Below are 15,063 nucleotides of genomic sequence, written 5' to 3'. Positions count from 1 at the left end.
TCGTCAATTTGATAATTCTCCGAACAGGGTAAACAAAGCGTTGTCAGATGACGCAAATTGCAGGCGATCTTCGCTTTCGGCACAGAAAAGGGCCGAAGTGAGCAAAATATTCCAGCTCAGGCGGGGTGTGGTGGATATGCCGAAGACCGGTCAGACCTGAGAAATCAAAGGCCGGCCGAAAGGTATCCTGCCAGGAAACTGGCAAGGCAGAGGGCGAACACCAGCCAAAGGTCAACGGGATGTGCCAATGCGCGTTGCAGCTTTCGGAAGACTTCCGGAAGGCCGGTTTTACCCGGTGCGTTGGTTCCGGTGCGCAAGGCGCGTGCAGGCGGCCGGAAGGCATCATGCTCGTCCACGGTTCCCGACACCCCACCTGTTTCGAGGTGCGGATGAGCCATCGTTTCCGGCGCGAAGTGTTTACCGGCCAATTCCCCGTCTGGCACGTCTTTGGCGGCAAGGTCTGTTGCACAATCCGGAAACGACCCGGCCTGCGCCGGTTGAAACTCCGGCGCGTAGCTGCCTTTGGGAATGGTGATGCGCACCGGGTCGTTTGCACCGGACCCGGCATAGTACTTCTCTAACCTGCGCCGCAGCCGGGCGGCCTCGACACGTACGATAGGGTCCGTCACCGGATTGAAGTCTTCCGGCCGCCCGAGCGCTTCGACCGCGATCGTATAGCCTTTGATCTTTTCCTGTTGTCTGTTCAGCGTGGCATGCACGACAAACCCCAGGAAGGCGCGCAGCTGGGGCGCGGACTGGAATTCGGAGCTTTTCAGGGTGTTGATGAGCGCAGCCTTGATCTGCTCCTCGCAGGGAAGCTGCTCCTGGACGGTGTTCGGGGCCGCCGCTTCACCTGACTTGAGAGAAGTTGAGGCCTCGGGTGCGGGGCGGTCCTTGGCAGGCTGGTCTATCTTCGCATCCGGCGCATTGTCGCGCGGTGCCCGATATGTCGTTTGTTCGGCTGCATGCATATCAGCCCCCTGCTAGACCTGTTGACTGATCCGCCGTGAAGTAGCTTCCCTTACGTAAATTTAGACGAAGTACTACCGAATGCAACGGTCAAAAAGTCATGGGGACGTCATTGCCAGGTGCGGCCAGCGGGTGAGTGGGAGACTTGTGGTTGTGAGCTGTTTGAGACACTGTGAACGCTGCGTGAGGAGCGAAAAACGCCGAAATACCGTGACGCATCAACCATAGTCGGGGACAAGTCACGGATTCCATACTGCAAGGCGGTTGTAGATTCGGCCACGCATGGTTCTTAAGGCATGATTAACCAGTAACTTTTGATTCGCGTTGGAACTTTCGAATACCATGGGGCGGACAGGGACCATATTCGTAGCAATTTGCATGGCCGTGATCGCGCTGTCGTCTGCGACAGTTCTGGTCTTCCAGTTCGGACGGCCGTTCGGCGAAGCTGTTTCCCTGTCGCTTGCGCTCATGTGCACCATGATCCTGATCCACCTGCTGATCGGTCGTGCACGCGACCGCGGCGCGGTGAGTGAAGCGGTCGACCGTCTTGAAGAGCGCATGGCGGATCTGGACGAGGATGTCGGCAATCTCGAAGGCAGGCTCACGGGCATGGAACACACCATGCCGCGCCGTACTCGCGCCGAAATCGACCCTTTGTTTGCTGAAGTTGAAGTTCTGGGCACCTTGGTCAAGCAGATGGCCGAGGCCATGTCCGACCTTGAAGCGAGGGTCGAGGACCAGCAGGCCATCGCGCCGCCGCCGCAGATGCCAAGCCTGCCACGTTATCAGCAGCCGCAGGAGACCTACCAGGAAGAACGCCGGTCCACCTATCAGGCGCCGCAGAACTGGCCTCCGGTTCAGCAGCCTGCGCAAGCCCCGCAGCGCCAGCAGCACGCCCCGGCGTCCTTTTCTCATGAAGCGGACAACGGCATGCATGAGCCCTATGCACCAGCGGCTGCACCGCGCCGGGACATGAACGATTTCGATCGACGCTATGGTGTGCACGCACCACGTCTCGAGGATAAGCTGGGTCATGTTCCGGTAAAGGAACAGCCGGTCCACCAGCAGCAGGATTACGCATTCGAACTGCCGGATGAACCCGACCAGCGCCTTGCCGCACGTACCGCGATGCCGGCCGAAAAGCCGAAGCCGAACATGGCCATGCGAGAACTGATCACGTCGGCACTCAATGCCAACCGGGTGGAGCTCCACCTGCAGCCGATCGTGACACTGCCGCAGCGCCAGGTGAAGTACTATGAAGCCTTCACCCGCCTGCGTGACAACGGTGGCAATCTGATCGAAGCATCGGCTTTTATTCCGGAAGCGGTTCTCTCGGGCCAGATAGCCCGGATCGACAATCTGCTGCTGTTCCGCTCCATCCAGGTCGTGCGCCGCCTGACCTCGCGCAATCGCAATGCCATCCTGTTCTGCAATATCTCGTCGCAGTCGCTGGTTGACGAAACCTTCTTCCCCGGCTTCCTGGAATTCGTGAAGGCGAACCAGGATCTGGCCGATGTGCTTGTGTTCGAATTCTCCCAGGACGATGTCGCCCACATGGGCGGGATGGAACTGGAAAGCCTGAGTTCGCTGTTCGAAGCCGGGTTCCGCTTCTCCGTCGACCAGATCGCGGACATGAAGATGGACTTCAACTCCCTGGCGGGCCGGGGTTTCAAATACGGCAAGCTGCACGCCGACTATCTTATCGGGCGCCGCGAAGCCAAACACGGCCACATCCATCCGTCCGATTTCGGTGACCTGCTTCATCGCTATGGCATGCAGCTGATCACTGATCATGTGGAAACGGAATCCCAGGTGCTGGAGTTGCTCGACTACGACGTCAAGCTCGCTCAGGGCAACCTGTTCTCGCCGCCGCGCCCGGTGCGTGCGGAAGTGCTGCAGGGCGCACCTGCACCCGGCCCGAGACGCTCCGCCGCCGGTTGATCCGCGCAAGGCGCTTCCGCGTTCCCGAAACGATAATCTGCTTCGACATTTCAGCCGCCGTGAGCCGGCGGAGCAGCCCATGACAGTGGTCTGCCGCCATATGGCAAAAGCAGGCGGCTTAAGGGTTTTTCCCGCTCGCCTTATTCGAGTGCCGGCCTGGAGCCCCCTGTGTCACTCCGGACAAGCGGATCGCAATGCCTGTCTCGAATGCACGTTTTCTGCCTTGAAGGCTGGTCCCAGGCTCGAACAGTGATGATCGCACTTCAGTCTCGCAGGCAAAATCAAAAACGCCCCGGTTTGAGCCGGGGCGTTTGTCATTGAGGCAGTGTCGTTGTCGGTTTGGGGTTTACCCCTGCTTCGGGCCGACGGTCACTACTGTCGGAGCCTTGTCGGCCAGCAGGCGCTTGGCCACCCGTTTGACGTCGTCCAGTGAAATAGCCTCGATCTCGCTGTTGCGGCGGTCGAAATAGTCGATCCCCAGTTCCGCATTCTGCAGAGCGACCAACTGCCGGGCAATCTTGCCGGAACTGTCGAAGCGCAGAGGGTAAGAGCCGGTCAGATACTGTTTGGCAGACTGCAATTCGTCTTCGCTCGGTCCGGTCTCGGCCATGCGACTGATCTGTTCCAACATGATCTTCACCGTCTCGTCCGCCCGGTCCGCCTTGGTCGCTGCATTGGCGATCAGAAGACCCGTGTGTGCGTAAGGAGAAAGAGATGTGCCGGCGCCATAGGAAAGCCCGCGCTTTTCCCGCACTTCTTCATACATCCAGGAGGTGAAGGTGCCGCCACCCAGAATGTGGTTCATCACAAAGGCGGCCTGATAGTCCGGATCGTCACGTGTCAGTCCGGGAAGACCGAGCAGGATCGTGGTTTGCGGTACCGCCAGCTGCTGGTTTACCCCGGTTCCGAACTCCGGTTCGAAATCGGCAATCTGCACCAGCTGTCCTTCCTCCTGCAGAGGAGCAAAGACCTTATCGAGAATTCCGGCGAGGGTTTCAGCATCGATCGCACCGACGACACCGATGATCAGCCCCTTGCGGGCGAGAAGCTTGCCCTTCTGGTTTGCAAGGTCATCCGCGTTCAGGCCGGCCAGTGTTTCGGCGGTGCCAAGCGTTGGCCGGGCGTAGGGGTGATCACCGAACATAGCTTCGGCAAGGGCTCTTCCGGCAATCGCATCCGGATCGCTTTCGTTGCGTCTCGCCCTTTGCGACAGCTGGGCCTTCATCCGCTCCACCGGGGCTTCGTCGAAGCGCGGCTCGTTCACGGCGAGGGCCAGAAGGTCACTGGCCTCGTCAAGGGTCGGCGTCAGGGTCCGCAAGCTGCCGTAGAACCGGTCCTTGCCGGTGCTGAAGTTGATGCTGATGGCAAGTTCTTCCAGCTTGGCCTGGAAGGTCTCGGAATCCATTTCACCCGCGCCTTCGTCCAGAGTCGCTGCGAGCAGGCGCGTCAGGCCTTCCTTTCCGACAGGGTCCTGCGCGGAGCCGCCATCGAAGGAAAAATCGAGCGCAATGATAGGCACGGTATGGTCTTCTACCAGCCAGGCTGTGATGCCTTTGGGGCTGGTGACTTCCTGGATCTCGACGGCCTGCGCCAGCCTCATCAGGCCAAGCAGGGCGACAAGCGACAAAGCGAGGGCGGAGACCGGACCGCGCAGGGAGAAGAGGGTGTGTGCCATGATCAGGACTTGTCCTTCGTCTGGGGCGCATCGGATTGGGCGGCATCGGGCACGACGGGCGGTTCCATGCGCAACTCTCCGACCACGGGGAGGCCGGCGAGATAGGTGCGGGCCGCATCCAGGACATCTTCAGGGGTGACAGCCTGTACCTGCGAAGGCCAGGTCTGGACGTTTTCGATCGTTTGCCCAGTTGTCAGGGCACCGCCGAAAAGGCGTGCCAGGCCGGATTGGCTGTCCTGGGCGTAGATCGCGCTGGCGACCATGCTGTTTCGGGCGCGTTCGACTTCTTCTTCCGTGACGCCGGTCTCGAGCAGTTTCTGAAGTTCGGTCGCTATCAGCCGTTCCATGTCTTCCAGCGTGTAACCGGGGCGCGGCACGGCGTAGAGACCGAAGCGGCCGTTATCAAGGGCGCTGCCCTGATAATAGGCGCCGGCGCTGAGGGCGGCTTCCTGGTCGAGAACCAGTGCCTTGTGCAGGCGGCTGGAGGGCCCTTCGCCCAGAATATACGATAGTATGTCCAGCGCCTCGGGCGTGCGGCCTTCGCCGGTGGTCTGGCTCGGCACGATCCATATTTGCGACAGGGACTCCTGGCGCACCCGCGGATCGGAAACGGCAATGCGTCTTTCACCCGCAAGCGGCGGTTCGGCCGGCCGGAGGCGTTCTCCAGGCTCTGCGCGCCGGGCAACCTTGCCGTAGGTTTCCTGCGCAAGCTTGCGAACCGCATCAACGTCCACATCTCCGGCAATTACCACCACCGCGTTGTTGGGCGTGTAGAACCGGTCGTAGAAGGCGATCGCAGCTTCCTTGTTGAGCGCTTCGATTTCGCTCTGCCAGCCGATGACGGGTGAGCCGTAGGGGTGGTTGACGAAGGTAATGGAATTCAGCGCCTCCTGCAGCCGGGAACCGGGTTCACTGTCGACCCGCATGCGCCGCTCTTCCAGAACCACGTCCCGTTCCGGCGTCACGACTTCGTTGCTCAGAACCAGGTTCTCCATCCGGTCGGCTTCCAGCTTCATCATGAGCGGCAGATGCTGCTTGGCGACTTTCTGGAAATAGGCAGTGTAGTCGGTGCTGGTGAAGGCGTTTTCCTGGCCACCACGATCGGCAACCATCTTGGAGAATTCTCCGTTGGGATGGTCGTGAGTACCCTTGAACATCAAATGTTCGAGAAAATGCGCAACACCAGACTGACCTTCCGGTTCATCGGCGGAACCGACCTTGTACCAGATCATGTGGGTGACAACCGGCGCCCGGCGGTCCGGGATGACCACGACCTGCAAACCGTTATCCAGCGTGAAGCTTTCAAGGTTCGGCGCAATCATCAGGTTCCCTGCCGTTGCCGGCGCGGAAAAGGCACTTCCCGGCACAAGGGCCATGCCGCCGCCCAGCAGGAGCGCAGGCATCAGCACAAGGCCGATGGAGCGCTTCAACCGCCTTACGGGGGATGTCTTGTCGTGCTTCGAGGACGATGGGTTCACGTGCAACTCCCGTTCTTTGTCGTTCGAACAGCATGCGCTTCAACCAGTTGCGGGAAAAGCGCAAAGCCGGGCAATTTCATGGTGGCCAACAAAAAAGACCTCCGGACCTATCCTCCATATAGGAGGTGCGGTCCGGAGGTCCCGTTACAATTTTGTCATCTGCCTTTCGGACCCTGAAGTCCGGTCACTGAAGAGATCAGTTACAGAAGTTCTGGTCGCCTTCCAGGCAACGCGGATCGAGCGGCTTGGAGTCGTACTCGTCGTAATTCGTCGGCTTGCGCTTTTTCTTCACCACTTCCGGCATCGGTGCATCCGGAGAAGGCGTGCTGTAGCCGGTGGGCGGATCGGTCAGGTAGCGGCGTGCGGACAGGCCGTTCTGCTCGATACCTGCCTGCTGGGACCGCAACTGCTGCAGGCGCTCCCATTCGGCCCGCTGCTCTTCACGTGTCAGCTTGCCGCCTTCGGTGATCTCGTTGAAGCGGCGCTCTGCGTCGAGATCGCGATTCTGACCGGTAACACCGGTAATCTTGAAGCCGCGCATCTGTTCCGGGGTCAGCGCTTCGCTGTTCATGCTGCCGGTCTTGCCGGAGCTGGCATAAAGCTGCTTCAGCTCGGTCAGCTGTTCGTTTTCACGCTGCTTCGGCCAGTTCTGATCGTTCACACCGGCAACATTGGTTTCCGGTTCGGGAAGGTTCGTCGGCTCTGCGGGCATGGCCAGCGGTCCGCGAGGTTTGTACTCGATCTGCTTTTCATTCGGATCGACGGCGCCAAGGCCTTTCATCACGGTGTCGACAAGGGCGACATCCGGTGCCTGGCTCGTGCCATCCGCTGCCTGGCATGCGGCCAAACCGGCCAAAAGCACCAGCACTGCAGAATTCTTTACAAACCCAACTAACGTCCGCACTGCGCAGACCCCTCGATTTCTCATAAAAAACAGCCGGCAGCACTCCGCCCGCGATCAGTCGTTGTCCAGCCTAAACCATTATTTTGCGGCTGAATTAGGACCATCTCGGAAACTGTCATACAGGAGACCGACGACGCCCGCAACGATCCACACATCTGCCAGGTTGAACACGTACCAGGAGAACGTGCCGACGTGGAAATGGACGAAGTCGACGACGGCGCCATAGGTCAGTCTGTCGATCCCGTTTCCGATCGCCCCGCCAATGACCAGCGCCAGGGCAAGGGCAACCAGGCGTGACTGGCAACGCGCCGACCAGACCCACAGGCCAATCGTGACTGCAATCGTCACACCGGCCAGAAGCCAGCGGCCCAGGTCGCTGTTCTGCTGGAACAGGCCATAGGAAATACCCCGGTTCCAGACCACAACGATCTCGAGAACCGGCAAAAGGTCGACCGGCCCGTTGCGGGCAAGATCAAAGCCGTAAACCAGCCAGAGCTTGCTGCCCTGGTCGATGACAACGCCGACAAGCGCGATCAGAAGCACAAAGGTGCTGAAACGGCCCCAGAGAAGGGGCCGTTTCGTATTGTTGGAAGATGAATCCTGTTGCGTCATCGTGACCGGGAACCCTGCCGCTCAGGCTGCGGCATGGGCAGCGTCCCATTCACGCAGGGCGGCAGCATCGCGCAGGGTCACATCCGGATAATCCGGATCGGAGCCGACTTCCGGCAGGATCTTCCACGAGCGGGCGCATTTGGTACCCTCGGCAAGGCCGGGCACGACAGCCACACCCTTGGTGTCGCCGAGCGTGAACGCGCCTTCCGGTGCCGGTTCGCTGCTGAGCGTCAACTGGCTGGTGATGGCGATGTCCGCCATGTCCTTGCCCTTGAGCGCGTCCATCAGTTCCGCATCGGTGACATGCACGACCGGGTGAGCTTCCAGCGAGGAGCCGATCCGCTTTTCACGGCGCTCGATTTCCAGCGCGCCGGTGATCACGCGGCGAACCGTCTTGATCTTCGCCCACTTGGCGGCAAGCGCATCGTCACGCCATTCGGCCGGAACAGTCGGGAACTGCTCCAGGTGAACGCAGGCATCCTCGCCGTAACGGGAGGTCCAGGTTTCGTCCATGGTGAACGGCATCATCGGTGCGAGCCAGGTCACCAGGCAATCGAACAGCTTCTCGATCACGAAAAGCGACGACTTGCGGCGCACGGACGAAGCCGCATCGCAATAAAGCGCGTCCTTGCGAATGTCGAAATAGAAGGCCGACAGTTCCACCGTCATGAAAGTGAACAACTGGTGGAAGACCTTCTTGTAGTCGAACTCCCAGTAGGCTTCACGGATCATCTTGTCGAGTTCGACCAGCCTGTGCAGCATCAGCCGCTCCAGCTCAGGCATGTCGGCCAGCGCGACTTCTTCGCCGGTGGCATGGCCAAGTGAGCCCAGCATCCAGCGCAGCGTATTGCGCAGCTTCCGGTAGCTGTCGACGCTGGTCTTGATGATCTCCGGCCCGAGGCGCTGGTCTTCCCAATAGTCGGTGGAGGCCACCCACAGGCGCAGGATGTCGGCGCCGTACTGCTTGATGACGTCCTGCGGGAACACCTGGTTGCCGAGAGACTTTGACATCTTGCGGCCGTCTTCTGCCATGGTGAAGCCATGTGTCAGAACGGCGTCGTAAGGTGCATGACCGCGTGTGCCGCAGCTTTCCAGCAGTGAGGAATGGAACCAGCCGCGATGCTGGTCGGAGCCTTCAAGGTAAAGGACATAGTCCTTGCCGCCGTCGGTCTTGCGCTTGGGGGCGAGATCTTCGCGCTGTTCCAGAACGAACGCATGTGTGGACCCACTGTCGAACCAGACATCCAGGATGTCACGGACCATGTCCCACTCGTCTGCCTTGTAGTCGTTGCCCAGGAAACGCTCCTTGGCGCCATCCGCAAACCAGGCGTCGGCACCCTCCGCCACGAAGGCATCGAAGATGCGCTTGTTGACGTTTTCGTCCTTCAGGACTTCAGAAGTTTCCTTGTGGATGAACACGGTGATCGGCACACCCCAGGCGCGCTGGCGCGACAGGACCCAGTCCGGCCGGTTCTCGATCATGGAGCGAAGACGGTTCTGGCCGGCACCCGGCACGAAGCGTGTCTCGTCGATGGCGTTCAGTGCCCGCGTGCGCAGCGTGTCGCCTTCGCCGGACAGCTGCTTGTCCATGTAGACGAACCACTGCGGCGTGTTGCGGAAGATCACCGGCTTCTTGGAACGCCAGGAATGCGGATAGGAATGCTTCAACCGGCCGAGGCCGATCAGGTTGCCGCTTTCCTTCAGCTTTTCGATCACGGCCTTGTTGGCCTTGCCCTTCTCGCCCTTGTGCGTGATGACTTCGCAACCTTCGAAGCCAGGGGCATCCTTGGTGTAGAAGCCGTCATCGGCAACAGTGAAGGGGATCGCGGTGTTGATGCCGCGTGCTTCCAGATCGGCCCGTTTGGTCATCCAGATTTCAAAGTCGTCCGTGCCGTGGCCTGGTGCCGTGTGCACGAAGCCGGTACCGGCATCGTCGGTGACATGGTCACCGTCCAGCAGCGGCACGTCGAATTCGTAACCGCCGAGGTCGAGTCCGGCCAGCGGATGAGCACAGGTCAGTGTTTCCAGCTCGTCGTTGCTGACGGACCGGACACGCGCAAAATCGGTGATACGGGCGTTCTTGAACACTTCGTCGGCAAGGGCATCCGCCAGGATCAGCTTGTCGCCCTTCTGCACCCAGTTGTCGTCCGGCAGTCCGTCCTGTGTAACCTCGTAGAGGCTGTAGTCGATGCGCGAGGAATAGCTGATGGCGCGGTTGCCCGGGATGGTCCAGGGCGTGGTCGTCCAGATCACGACCGAAGCGTCCAGCAGTTCCTCGACAGCCGCTTCATCGCGTCCGCCGGCACTTTCGACCGGGAACTTCACCCAGATCATGTCGGACTGGTAGTCCTGATACTCGATCTCGGCTTCGGCAAGCGCGGTCTTTTCGACCACCGACCACATCACCGGCTTGGAACCGCGGTAAAGCTGGCCGGAGGTTGCGAACTTCATCAGTTCCCGGGCAATCACGGCTTCGCTCTCGAAGCGCATCGTCAGGTAAGGATTGTCCCAGTCGCCCTCGATGCCGAGGCGCTTGAACTCCTTGCGCTGGACGTCGATCCAGTGCTCGGCGAATTCGCGGCACTCGCGGCGGAATTCGTTGATCGGCACCTCGTCCTTGTTCTTGCCCTTGGCGCGGTACTGCTCCTCGATCTTCCATTCGATCGGCAGGCCGTGGCAGTCCCAGCCCGGAACGTAGTTGCTCTCGAAGCCCGTCATCTGCATGGAGCGCGTGACGATGTCTTTCAGCGTCTTGTTCAGCGCATGGCCGATATGGATGTTGCCGTTGGCATAGGGAGGTCCGTCATGCAGCACGAACTTGTTGCGGCCCTTGCCCTGTTCGCGCAGCTTTTTGTAGACGTTCATCTGCTCCCAGCGAGCGAGGATTTCCGGCTCTTTCTTGGGAAGGCCGGCGCGCATCGGGAATTCGGTCTGCGGCAGGTTCAGCGTTTCGGAATAGTCGCGTTTATCTGTCTCGGTCATCGTCACGTCGATCCGGTCGTTCGGGCCCTGGGCCCGCGTCATATGTCAGGATGATTGCCGGCCCGTTTCGGGCAGCAACATGAAATCAGGAAGTCCCGGTCCCTGGCGCCGCATTGCCGCGTCAGCCGAAGGCCGGGCAAGTAATTCGCGTAATCGCGATCGTCGGTCTGGCGACGACTATGAGAGCCTTGTGTTGCATGGCAAGGGACATAGCAGCACTTCGGCGATGAATAAAGATGTTCCGGCAATTCCTGTGTTGTTTGTCTGTCCGGCAAACGTACAACTTCCGAAAATCGGCTTCGGGTAACCGAATATGAATGTCTTTCGGTCATGGATAGGCCCGGATTGAGACGGGTGAGCGACGGACAGACCGGCAGAAAATGGCCAATCAGGTGAAACAGGCGGCAAATGGGTCGCAGGCGGGCGTAGACAAGGCAAGTCTCTGGTCTCGCGGTGTCGTGACGGGCGACTGGCTGAGCTGGGACCGGATCGGCTTTGCATGTCTGTGTTCGGCGATCGGTTTCACGCTGGGCCTGTTGTGGATGCTGGTGGTGCCCAATACTTATGGCGCGCCCAACGGCACGTTGCTGATGGATTACCTCAGCTTCTGGATGGCAGGGGGCCAGGCTCTCAACGGAACGCCGGAAGTGGCATACAGTCCCGCTGCGTTTTCCGCCCTCCAGCAGCAGTACACCGGATCAGACACCGTCTTCGGTTTCTTCTATCCGCCCACGTTCCAGATGTTGCAGATGCCGTTTGCGCTTCTACCCTACAAGATTGCGTTTGCCGTCTTTATCGGGATCACCACGGGTCTGTTGTGTCTGGCCTGCCGCCTGATTGCGGGCAATTGGCTGCTGGCCGCCTGTCTGATCCTCGTTCCAGCCTGCGCGAACAACGCCTTCCATGGCCAGAATGCAGCGTTGACCGCAGCGCTCTACGGTTTCTTTCTTGTCGGGATCGAACGGCGGCAGATGGTGTGGGCGGGCATCGCGCTGGGTCTTTTGACCATCAAGCCGCAGTTGGGCATCCTGATTCCGCTGGCCCTTGTTGCCAGCTTCAATTGGCGAACCTTCCTGAGTGCATCCGTCTCGACGCTGGTGTTCGCCGCGCTCGGCGTTGCGGTACTCGGCTTTGGCACCTGGCAGGCCTTCTGGATTCAGGCGCCGGTTGCCTCCGCCATGATGGAGCTGGGCGGCGTGGAATGGGTCAAGATGATTTCGGTTTACGGTGCAGGCAGGGTGCTGGGGCTCGGTCATCTGCCGGCGATGATGGTGCAGGTGGTCTTTGCCCTTGCCGCTGCCGTTTGCGTGTGGCGTGTCTGGCGGCGGACGGACGCCATGTCGGTGCGGGCTCCGGTCCTGGTCGGCGGCACCTTGCTGGTCACACCTTTTGCCCTTTCCTACGACCTGACGCTGATCATCATCCCTTGTGCCTTCCTGATCCGCGAGGGCCTCAGAAACGGCTTCTTGCCTTACGAGAAAGTAGCGCTCTTCATCATCATCGGCCTGTCTGCATCCACCAGCCCGTTTGCGATCTGGCTCGGCATGCCGATCGCACCCGTCCTGCCGGTGATGCTCGTCTGGCTGGGGCTGCGCAGACTCCAGTTGCACGCCGCACATCCGGAACGAGAGCACCTCGACGGCGCGGTTGCCGGATCAGTTTGAGGCCGCCTGCCGCAGCTTGCGCTCGCGGTGGGTGATGTAGAGCCCGCTCGAGATGATCAGGGCAATCCCTAGCCAGGTCGGTCCGTCCGGAAAATTGGAAAAGACCAGATACCCGAACAGGGTGGCGCTGACGATTTCGATATATTGCAGCGGTGCCAGCATACTGGCGCTGCCGCGTTGAAACGCGGAAACGACAAGACCGTGGCCGGCGAAGGAAATCAGCCCGATCAAGGCCAGCAAGCCGGACTGGGGGGCGTCCGGCATGACGAATTCCATGCCTTCGATCCCGGTCAGATATCCGATCACGAGACCTGTCCCAAGCAACAGTGAACCGGACAGGCCCGCGCTGAACTGGATGGTCAGAAGATCGTCGCGAACGGGGTAGAGCCTGTTGAGCAGCAGGTAGAAGGAAAACAGAACGGCGGTTGCGACCGGCAGCAAGCTGACGAGGCCAATTTCCGCCAGCGTCGGTCGCAACACGATTATGGCCCCCAGCAGGCCAACGAGAATGGCGCCGATCCGCCGCGGGCCGACCTGTTCCTTCAAAAGCACCGCCGCCAGGATGGTAAGGACCATGGGCTCAACAAAGAAGATCGAGATCGCGGTCGCCACCGACATGTACTTCACCGCAGTGAAGAAACAGAGCGATGCCGTGCCCAGAAGAATGCCGCGCAGATAGTTCACGACCGGTTGCTTGCCCCTCAGGTGCATGAGTCGGCCGGTGACCAGTGCAATGGCGAGGCTGATCAGAAGCTGAAAGAAAAAGCGGCCGAATGTGACTTCAAGCGTCGGCAGCTCCGCGGAGAGATATTTTGCGGTGATATCCATCACCGGCAGCAGCAGCATGGCCGACGTCATCAGGAAAATCGCCATGAGCGGGTTCTGCTCGACATCCCCGGAACGCGAGGAAATGGATGGACGCTTCATCGTGCTGCAACCTCCGGAGCGTCTTCATCACTGAAAACCACACGCGAACAGGGATTTCGCCGGCTTTCCGGCGATGGGCAATCGCTTGGGAGAAGGACCGGCAACAAGGAAAGGGTCGGGCAAAAATCTCTGCGGTCGCTGACCGCAGCAGGATTGCCGATCCATATTCCTTTTGAAGTTGAACGTCTCCCGGAGCAAGCCGGCAAACGCCAAGTTCGTCAGAAAAGAGAAAATATTTTGAAGGCTGCTCAGGCGGAAAGATCGAGCAGTTTCATGTCGAGTTCGGAAAGCGGCTGTAGCGAGCCGAGCGCGGCGCGGGCTTCTTCGCTGTCCCGGTCCATCTGGGCGATCAGTGCCTCGACCGAGTCGAACTTTTCCTCGCCGCGCAGATAGGACACCAGGTGCACGCGCAGCGTCTTGCCGTAGAGATCGCCAGCAAAGTCGAACAGGAACACTTCAAACAGTGCGGCGCCATTGTCGAAGGTCGGGCGGCGACCATAGCTGGCGACGCCGTCATGCCAGGCCCCGTCGACACGGACCTTGACCGCATAGATGCCCTGCTTCAGCGGGCAGTCCTCGGTAAGGCTCATGTTGGCGGTCGGATAGCCGAGGTCGCGGCCGCGCTTGTCTCCGTGGCGCACGTCCGCCTCGAAGAACCAGCGGTAGCCAAGGAGACCGTTTGCCTGGGCTATATCCCCCCGTGAGAGGCCGTCGCGGATGCGAGTGGAAGAAATGACTTCGGCGCCTTCGTCTTCCTCGCGCTGGACGATGGTCACGCCGAAGCCGTGGTCGGCGCCGGCGGAACGCAAATAGTCTGGCGTGCCCTGTCTGGCCCGGCCGAAGTGGAAGTCATAACCGGTGACTGCGTGGGAGATGCCGAGCGTGTCGATGAGAATGTCCTGAACGAAGGCATTCGCTTCGATGCCGGCAAACTCCCGAGTGAAGGGAAGGATGAGCGCGCCATCGAGACCGCACAGGCGCAGCAAATCGAGTTTCTGCTGTGGCGGGGTCAGACGGAAAACGGGTTTGGACGGGTTGAAGACCGTGCGCGGATGCGGCTCGAAGCTCATGGCATAGACCGGATGATGCGTGCCGTGGCCAAGACCGAGCGCGGCGTCGAGCACGGCACGGTGGCCCCTGTGAACGCCGTCGAAGTTGCCGATGGCAACGATACCGCCTTTCAGGTCCGCCGGAAAGGCATCCAGGCTTTCGATGATCGGAAAGCTGGAGGGATCAGTGGAGCTCATGCGGCAAACCTTCGCGCAACGATACGTCACAACGGTCCGGTGTGCCGGCCCGTCCTGCAGGAACACGTCGAACAAGGCGCTCCGGGTGGAGCAGCCCTGCCGACTTTGGCGTGGAACCTGCCGTCAAGCAAAGCAAAGGTCAAGATGGGGATGTGCCGAAGACTTGCCTTTGCAGTCGCTGCCCGTCAAAGACCTGATTGATCTTCGTCCCGGCCGGGAACCTTCACCAGTGCCTCGCCTTCCAGAACCACGGTGTCGTCGACGCTGCAGATACAGGAAAGGCGGGCACGGTTGCCGCGCTCCATCAGTTCCTCGACGGTGACAGTCACCTTGACGTCGTCGCCGATCCTGACCGGTGCCTTGAAATTGAGCGTCTGCGACAGATAGATCGCGCCGGGGCCGGGAAGGCGGGTGCCGAGCACGGCCGAGATCAGGCTGGCCGTATAGAGGCCATGGGCGATTCTCGTCTTGAAGGGCGTGCGGGCGGCAAAATGTTCGGACAGATGAATCGGATTCCGATCGCCGGATACTTCCGCAAAGCCGACCACGTCGGAAGAACTTACATGCTTCACGAGTACTTCGCTCATACCCACGGAAAGATCTTCGAAGCAGAGTTTTTGCAGTTCCAACATTACGGTTTCCGCCCTGATTTGTCTTGATTTGA

The 15,063-nt window shown here is 60.2% G+C and carries 11 protein-coding genes; 2 read left to right on the top strand and 9 right to left on the bottom strand.

Annotated elements, in window-relative coordinates:
* Positions 1 to 164: 164 nt before the first annotated feature.
* Complete coding sequence (locus B0E33_RS06620) at positions 165 to 971, bottom strand: hypothetical protein (RefSeq protein ID WP_077290750.1); 807 nt, start codon at positions 969 to 971, stop codon at positions 165 to 167.
* Positions 972 to 1,347: 376 nt separating this feature from the next.
* On the opposite strand from B0E33_RS06620, the gene B0E33_RS06615 reads away from it, so the two are divergent.
* Positions 1,348 to 2,910 (top strand): EAL domain-containing protein, encoded by a 1,563-nt coding sequence (locus B0E33_RS06615; RefSeq protein WP_077290749.1) that lies wholly within the window; start codon positions 1,348 to 1,350, stop codon positions 2,908 to 2,910.
* A gap of 346 nt (positions 2,911 to 3,256) precedes the next feature.
* On the opposite strand, the gene B0E33_RS06610 is transcribed toward B0E33_RS06615, so the two are convergent.
* From B0E33_RS06610 to ileS, 5 genes are all read right to left on the bottom strand, one after another.
* Positions 3,257 to 4,585 carry a M16 family metallopeptidase gene (locus B0E33_RS06610; RefSeq protein ID WP_055657773.1) on the bottom strand — a complete coding sequence of 443 codons (1,329 nt, stop codon included), beginning with the start codon at positions 4,583 to 4,585 and terminating at the stop codon, positions 3,257 to 3,259.
* A 2-nt stretch (positions 4,586 to 4,587) separates the two neighbouring features.
* On the bottom strand, positions 4,588 to 5,988 hold the full coding sequence (locus tag B0E33_RS06605; RefSeq protein WP_439126690.1) for a M16 family metallopeptidase: 1,401 nt from the start codon (positions 5,986 to 5,988) through the stop codon (positions 4,588 to 4,590).
* 271 nt (positions 5,989 to 6,259) lie between these two features.
* A complete protein-coding gene (locus B0E33_RS06600; RefSeq protein WP_023002063.1) occupies positions 6,260 to 6,931 on the bottom strand; it encodes a hypothetical protein in 672 nt (223 codons plus the stop codon).
* Between the two features lie 114 nt (positions 6,932 to 7,045).
* Positions 7,046 to 7,579: a signal peptidase II gene (gene lspA / locus B0E33_RS06595; protein ID WP_206051411.1), complete on the bottom strand. Its 534-nt coding sequence runs from the start codon at positions 7,577 to 7,579 to the stop codon at positions 7,046 to 7,048.
* A gap of 21 nt (positions 7,580 to 7,600) precedes the next feature.
* On the bottom strand, positions 7,601 to 10,561 hold the full coding sequence (ileS, locus tag B0E33_RS06590) for an isoleucine--tRNA ligase (RefSeq protein WP_077293168.1): 2,961 nt from the start codon (positions 10,559 to 10,561) through the stop codon (positions 7,601 to 7,603).
* A gap of 380 nt (positions 10,562 to 10,941) precedes the next feature.
* Here ileS and B0E33_RS06585 point away from each other — a divergent pair, with 380 nt between their 5' ends.
* Positions 10,942 to 12,225 (top strand): glycosyltransferase family 87 protein, encoded by a 1,284-nt coding sequence (locus B0E33_RS06585; protein WP_077290747.1) that lies wholly within the window; start codon positions 10,942 to 10,944, stop codon positions 12,223 to 12,225.
* Here the strand turns inward: B0E33_RS06585 and B0E33_RS06580 are convergent.
* From B0E33_RS06580 to B0E33_RS06570, 3 genes are all read right to left on the bottom strand, one after another.
* A complete protein-coding gene (locus B0E33_RS06580) occupies positions 12,217 to 13,152 on the bottom strand; it encodes a DMT family transporter (RefSeq protein WP_023002059.1) in 936 nt (311 codons plus the stop codon). The two genes, B0E33_RS06585 and B0E33_RS06580, sit on opposite strands and share 9 nt — an antisense overlap.
* Before the next feature lie 248 nt (positions 13,153 to 13,400).
* Positions 13,401 to 14,399: a bifunctional riboflavin kinase/FAD synthetase gene (locus tag B0E33_RS06575; protein WP_077293167.1), complete on the bottom strand. Its 999-nt coding sequence runs from the start codon at positions 14,397 to 14,399 to the stop codon at positions 13,401 to 13,403.
* Between the two features lie 185 nt (positions 14,400 to 14,584).
* Positions 14,585 to 15,031, bottom strand: coding sequence for a MaoC family dehydratase (locus B0E33_RS06570; protein ID WP_023002057.1), 447 nt, complete (start codon positions 15,029 to 15,031; stop codon positions 14,585 to 14,587).
* Positions 15,032 to 15,063: the final 32 nt, after the last annotated feature.

Origin of the sequence: Roseibium algicola (assembly GCF_001999245.1) — a bacterium.
In the GTDB taxonomy this organism is placed as follows: Bacteria; Pseudomonadota; Alphaproteobacteria; order Rhizobiales; family Stappiaceae; genus Roseibium; species Roseibium algicola.
This window is presented reverse-complemented; position numbering and strand designations above follow the sequence as displayed.